The sequence below is a fragment of the Bartonella sp. MR100HLJHH genome, assembly GCF_042194215.1.
Classification (GTDB): domain Bacteria; phylum Pseudomonadota; class Alphaproteobacteria; order Rhizobiales; family Rhizobiaceae; genus Bartonella; species Bartonella grahamii.
The window spans coordinates 3035-8664 of the sequence record NZ_JBHIMR010000021.1 but is presented as its reverse complement, the minus strand read 5'-3'; the positions used below and the strand labels follow the sequence as shown (position 1 = coordinate 8664).

Genomic DNA, 5630 nt, shown 5'->3' with positions numbered 1-5630 from the left:
GGAGGGCGCTGGGGTGTAGGTGTCGGATTAAGCTTAACTCTAAATTAATAAAATTCACTACTATTATTTTCAAAAACGCTCCTGTCTATACAAGACAGGAGCGAAAAGGGTTACACGATTAAAAGAACGGTTCCCACAAATAATAATGCCAGCATTAATATTGAAAATAAAACAGAGAAAAGGTGTGAAGAGTGGCGTGTTTTACGCAAATTTGACAGAAGTCGTGGAGGGGGCTGGTTGGTTGTTACATGACAGTGAGCAGCAGATTAAGACAGTTTTTGATGATGCTAAAAAGTATACGGATGAGAAAGTCAATACTATAGTCAATAATGGTGTTAATGAGGCGAAATCCTATACCGATATGAAGTTTAAAACGTTGAGTTACGCCATTGAAGATGTTTGGAAAGAAGCAAGACAAGCAGCGGCTGTTGGTTTGGCAGTGGCAGGTTTGCATTACAACGATACACTAGGGAAGTTGAGTGTTTCATTTGGTACGGGTTTTATGGTGCAGTCAATCCGCATTTGCCTTTGGTGCTGGTTATACATCAGAGGACGGATTCATTCGCTCTAACCGATCTGTCATGAGTGCAGGGAGTTACTTGGGGTAAGTGCAGGAGTAAACTCACCGCTGAATTAACGATAAAAAATGCATTTTCTCTTGTCTCATCAGACGAGGGTAAAAATTTTATAAAGAAGTGATATTTTACACAGAAATTCATAGAGTAGTATACTTATAAAGTTTTATAACAATGTTATTCTGTAGTAATAATCTTAGTGGGACAGATTTTAGTTACAGTGAAGCATTCTAACAAAAAAATTTACAAATGCAGAGTGATGTCTTCATATAAATTAATAGAGCGCGCAATTGCACAATATTTTAAAACTGTACGGTTTATAATTTTATTAATAGAAATATCCATTGGGGGGTATGCTTGAAGAAATAAAAAATCTCATTTTTTACTATTTTTATTATTTTCTTCGTATGCAGCAGCTGGAATGCTTAAATAATCTCACTTTGATCAAAACAGGGGTATTTAAAGCATAACGATGCACCAGCACTTTTATAAAAGCCCAAAGTGTAAACAATGAGGCTATGAATTTTAGAATTATTTCATAAATCAGCAAGACGCATTATATAAAAAATAATTAAATCATTTTTTTCCTTGCTATTTTTTTTAAAGTCTGTAAGAATGCAAAGGATTAGTTAAAAGACACTAAGAATCTTTTCGCAAAGCGGGGTGCGGTAAATCATGAAGAAATCACACAATCACTATTATCTTATTTCAGAAAGCTTTAAGAGACACACATCTAAAGCTCAGGGATATCTCGCTTATCTTTACGACAAAAGCACAATAACCCTACAAAAAATGCTCTAAATCACTCATCAAACAACCTAACCCTCCTCCGCAATAAACACCCTTTATTGCCTCTTCAACACACAACACCTAACAATAGTACGCAAACATGTTTTATTCACACTTCTTTTACCCTTCTTCACCTTTAAATTTAAAGGCTTTGCTAAAAAAAGAAAATCCTCCGTAAAAGGGGGAAATAAAAACCTTATTAATTGGGCTATCAATCAACGCCGACCACAATCTCATTGATATCTTAAATAGTCCTCTTCCTTATTATGACAACCCTAATCTTTTATAAAACAAGAAAAAAAACAAACCCTGGAGCCTAGTAGCACCGGAATATGTCTTTTTAATGTTTTTAATATTTTTCTTACTTGGAGAATTTATGATGAAAAAAACATATACCACACCACACACGCTAGCAGTGAGTAATTTAAAAAATTCTTGCTCGTCTCATGGATTACCTTTTATTAGAACGCTTTCATTAGTGTCAGTAGCTGTCTTTTTATCAAATGCTTCTCCTGTTTCTGCTTGTGATACGTGGGGTAATGTAGCGAAGTATTTTGGTGGTGGTACAAATATACTGAAAAGTATTGCGCCAACCTATGTGATTGACGGTAACGTGTATAGAGATGTTGGCTCTGCGTTTGCTGGTGTGGGAGATTCTTTCCAGCGATGGAAGAATGAAGTTAATGCGAATATTAATAATAAATTTAATCAATATGATAATAAAATTAATCAATTAGTTTCCAATAAGTATGTTATGCAAAATAGCGCAGGGACAATTATAATTGGTGCGAACACACACGGCATTGCAGTAGACTTTGCAAATAGTTCTCGTGAGTCGCGAATTCTTATGGGTGTTCGTGATGGTATGGTTGGCCCAAGATCAGATCAAGCAGTCAATGGTAACCAGCTTTATAATTTGGGCTCTGGGGTTGCTGATTCTTTGGGTGGTGGTGCCTACTATAGCAATGGAAGGTGGTCAGCTCCTGTTTTTATGATTAAAGCCTTTGATCAGTATGGAAATGAGACACACAAAAGTTATAGGAGTGTCGCAGATGCATTTGGTGGCGTGAATAATTCTTTTGCGAATCTTAATAAAAAGATTGAAAATATAGTCATTAATGGGACAGGGAATAGTCTTGTTAAGCAAGATGATACAGGGCTTATTACCATTGGTGGAGCAGTAAGTGGAGCTAACGTAAGTATTGCAAGCGTTGATAATGCGGCACGGACTCTTTCCGGTGTTAATGCTGGTTCTATTACAGCAGCATCCACTGATGCGATAAATGGTTCTCAACTTTATTCCATGAGCAATGTCGTTGCAGGCTATTTTAGTGGTGATGCTGGATATGGTGAAGATGGAAAGTGGAATGCTCCTACTTTTACAGTTAAAGTCTTTGATGAGAATGGTAATGGAGCTGAAACGCAATATGGAAATGTTGCGGAGGCACTTTCTGGTGTAAATAGTTCTTTTACAAATCTTGATAAAAAGATTGAAAATATAGTCATTAATGGGACAGGCGATAGTTTTATTAAGCAAAATAGCGCTGGGCTTATTACCATTGGGGGAAGCAAAAGTGGCGATAGAATAGATATTGCAAACAATATTAATACCCCACGAGTTCTCTCTGGTGTTAAGGGGGGTGCATTTACGAAAACATCGACCGAAGCAGTAAATGGTGGCCAGCTTTATTATATGTCTCAGGCATTTGCAAATTATTTTGGCGGTGGTGCTGGATATGATGAAAGTGGAAACTGGAGTGCTCCTACTTTCACAATTAAAGCCTTTGATAAGGATGGTAATGAGACTGAGAACACGTATACGAGTGTTGCAGCTGCACTTGCTGGCGTAAATAGTGCTTTGACAACTTTTAATAATCAGATTGTTGATATAAACAGTCGTCCTGGTATTGAAGAAGTTAAACGAGAATCTCAAGATGATTATTCGGATATTATCTCAGAAGGTTTTCCTTTTATGAGAAGCTTATCTGTGGAAACCTTACCTAGTGCTCTAGGTGATGTTAAGGTTCCCACTACGATAGCTGTTGCTCCTAATTCACCATTAACTCAAGTAAGTTTTATGAATAGTAAAGGTGAAAGCCGGCGTCTTTTTGGTATTGCTGATGGTGAGATTTCAGAAACGTCGACTGATGCTGTAACTGGTTCTCAGCTCTATTCGATGAACAACCAGATTGCTACTTATTTTGGCGGTGGTGCTGGATATGATGAAAGTGGAAACTGGAGTGCTCCTACTTTCACAATTAAAGCCTTTGATGAGAAAGGTAATGAGACTGAGAACACGTATACGAGTGTTGCAGCTGCATTTGCTGGCCTTAATGGTACTTTAACAGGTTTGAATGAGCGGGTTCTGAACGGTATTGGTGTAAGCTATCCTACTATTGCAGAAGGCTTTCCTTTTATGAGAAGCTTATCTCTTGTCATGGATGAAGAGGAATATGCCATGGGTGATGATGGGACTCTGCCTCCGGTAACTATTTCTCCTGACATAGAATCAACTCAAGTAAGTCTTATGACTACTTCAGGTAAAAAACGGAGTCTTTTTGGTCTTGTGAATGGTAATATTTCTGCTAACTCAGACGAAGCAATCAATGGTTCTCAACTTTATAATGTCAGCAAAAATATTGCTACTTATTTCGGTGGTAATGCTCGATATAATGAACAAGATGACCTATGGACAGCTCCAACCTTTAGGGTTATGGAGTTTGGTGACGTCGGTGTTATGTCGAAAGAATATAATGATGTAGCTTCCGCGTTTGATGGTGTACGTAAGAGCATGTTGGCGATCAATACACGTCTTGAGGCTGTTGAACAGAAGGAAACCCCTAGCGTAGCCTCCAATGGATTCCCATGGGACGCAGGAAAAGAAGGGTATGACGCTAGTCATGATGGTAAGCCCAGCAAGATTGTCAATGTAGAGAAGGGTGCTCTTGTAGAAAATTCAACAGACGCCGTGAATGCAGGACAGCTCTGGACGACGAATGAAAAGGTAACAGCAGTTGAAAACAAGGTAGCAGCAGTTGAAACCAAGGTAACAGAAGTGGAAAACAAGGTGAATCTTGCGGTTAGCTATGATGTTGATAAAGAAAGCGGAAAGAAAACCAATAGCATCACTCTAAAAGGTGCCGATGACAGTGAACCTGTTTTGATTACTAATGTTAAAGATGGAGAAATTAAAAAAGGCTCTAAGGACGTAGTGAATGGTGGTCAGTTACATGATTATACCGAGGAGCAGATGAAGATTACTCTTTCTGAAGCGAAAAAGTATACGGATGATCAAGTTAACGGTCTTGTCAATAATAGTATTAACGAGGCGAAATCCTATACCGATATGAAGTTTGACGCACTAAGTTATGATATTACGAATGTGCGCAAAGAGGCAAGGCAAGCAGCAGCGATTGGTTTGGCAGTGTCTAACTTACGTTACTTCGATGATCCAGGATCTGTAAGTGTTTCATTTGGTGGTGGTTTTTGGCGTGGCCAATCTGCCTTTGCTATTGGTGCAGGTTATACATCTGAAGATGGCAAGATTCGCTCTAATCTATCAGCAACCAGTGCCGGAGGTCAGTGGGGCGTAGGTGGTGGAATAACTCTGAAATTAAGATAATATCAGAGTATATGAAAAACTACAATTTAAGCGAAGTTTCGCCCTTGTCTCATCAGACAAGGGCGAAATTTTATATTATAGAGAAGTAATATTTTACAGAGAAAGCCATAGAGTAGTATACTTATAAAGTCTCATAACAATATATTCTATAGTAAGAATCTTAGTGAGATTTATTTTAATGAGAAGTGAAGCACTTTAACAAAAATTTTACAAATACAGAGTAATACTCTCATATAAATTGATAGAGTGCGTAATCGCACAGTATTTTAAAACTGTACGTTCTATAATTTCATTGATAGAAAATATCCATTGGGGGGATACGTTTAAAAAAGTAAAAATCCCATTTTATTATTTTACTTATTTGCTCTGTACATAGCAGTAGCAATCATGAGGTATGCAACAGCGGCAATTATGAGTAAGACTCATTTTGATCAAAATGGGATACCTCAAACAAACTATGAAACAGAAGCTCTAGACAAGTCTATAATGCATGGAATCTATGAATTTTAAAGTTATAAGGATATTTCACGATTGTATAAATCGGAAAGACTCATTCTGTAAAAATAATTAAATTCATTTTCTTCTTGCTATTTTACTCAACAGTCTATAAAACTATAAAAATAGTCTTTAGTAAGACTCATTCT

1 protein-coding gene and 1 pseudogene are annotated in these 5630 nt (G+C 37.3%); both read left to right on the top strand.

Going from position 1 to position 5630, the window contains the following annotated elements; genetic code table 11:
- Positions 1–235: 235 nt before the first annotated feature.
- Positions 236–637: pseudogene (locus ACFIJ7_RS08455) on the top strand (YadA-like family protein); the annotation flags it as partial.
- Between the two features lie 1103 nt (positions 638–1740).
- The gene (locus ACFIJ7_RS08450) at positions 1741–4986 is read left to right on the top strand and encodes a YadA-like family protein (RefSeq protein ID WP_375645051.1); all 3246 of its coding nucleotides are present in this window, start codon (positions 1741–1743) and stop codon (positions 4984–4986) included.
- Positions 4987–5630 lie beyond the last annotated feature (644 nt).

Bases quoted from the DNA above. Each gene is read 5' to 3' on its own strand.
- ACFIJ7_RS08450 (WP_375645051.1), top strand. From the start codon at position 1,741: ATGATGAAAAAAACATATACCACACCACACACGCTAGCAGTGAGTAAT.